Genomic DNA, 1,185 nt, shown 5'->3' on the forward strand with positions numbered 1-1,185 from the left:
CCGGAACCGCGGATCTGGTTGGGGAACATCTCGCCCAGCATCACCCACATCACCGGACCCCAGGACATGTTGAAGAACACCACGTAGACGTTGGCCGCCACCAGCGCCAGCATGCCCATCGAGTCGGACATCGCCAGCTTGCCCTGCGCATCCAGCCCGGCGCTGGCGAAGGCGAAGGTCACCAGTGCCAGCGACACCGCCATGCCGGCCGAACCGATCCACAGCAACGGCTTGCGGCCGATCCGGTCGATCAGGATCAGCGCCAGCACGCACGCGCCGATGCTGAGCGCGCCGGACAGCACGTTGATCAGCAGCGCGTCGTTTTCCGAGAAACCCACCGCCTGCCACAGCACCGCGCCGTAATAGAACACCACGTTGATGCCGACCAGCTGCTGGAAGGTGGCCAGGCCGATGCCGATCCAGACGATCTTGCGCACTTTCCCCGTCGCCTTGTCGACCAGATCCGACAAGCGCGGACGATGGTGGTCGGCCGACAGCGAGCCCTCGATCTCGACCCGTTTGGCCTTGGCTTCCGCCGCGCCGTACAGGCGGGTCAGCACCTTCAAGGCGTCTTCCGTGCGGCCCTTGACCACCAGGTAACGCGGGCTTTCCGGGATCAGCAGCAACAGCAACAGGAAGATCAAAGAGGGAATGGCCATCATCCAGAACATCCAGCGCCACGCCGCAAAGCCCAGCCACAGCGTTTCGGTGGAGGCGCCGGCGGTCTTGGCCAGCAGGTAGTTGCTGAGGAAGGCGCAGAACAGTCCGCCGATGATGGCGATCTGCTGCACCGTCGCCAGGCGTCCGCGGTAGCGGGCCGAAGCCACTTCGGCGATATAGGCCGGCGACATCACGCTGGCCGCGCCGACCGCGAAACCGCCCAATACGCGCGCGATGATGAACACCAGCGACGTGTTGGCCATGCCCGCGCCCAGCGCGGAAACCAGGAACAGCACCGCCGAGATGATCAGCACCGCCCGCCGTCCCCAGCGGTCGGCCAGGCGGCCGGCGAAGAAGGCGCCGACCGCGCAACCCAGCAGCATCGAGGCCACTTCGAAACCGGTTCCGGCCGAACTGGAGTGGAAGGTCTGCTTGAGCCCGTCGACGGTACCGTTGATCACGCCGCTGTCGAAACCGAACAGGAAGCCGCCGATGGTGGCCACGCAACTGATCAGGATGATCAGC

Annotated in this window: 1 protein-coding gene; it reads right to left on the reverse strand. The window is 65.5% G+C overall.

Annotated features, from left to right (window positions below; all coding sequences use genetic code 11):
* Positions 1-1,184, reverse strand: a 1,184-nt coding sequence (locus CSC73_RS18285) for a sugar porter family MFS transporter (RefSeq protein ID WP_163843562.1), incomplete at its 3' end; no start/stop codon positions are given.
* Position 1,185 lies beyond the last annotated feature (1 nt).

This window comes from Pseudoxanthomonas sacheonensis, from assembly GCF_010093305.1.
Taxonomy (GTDB): domain Bacteria; phylum Pseudomonadota; class Gammaproteobacteria; order Xanthomonadales; family Xanthomonadaceae; genus Pseudoxanthomonas_A; species Pseudoxanthomonas_A sacheonensis.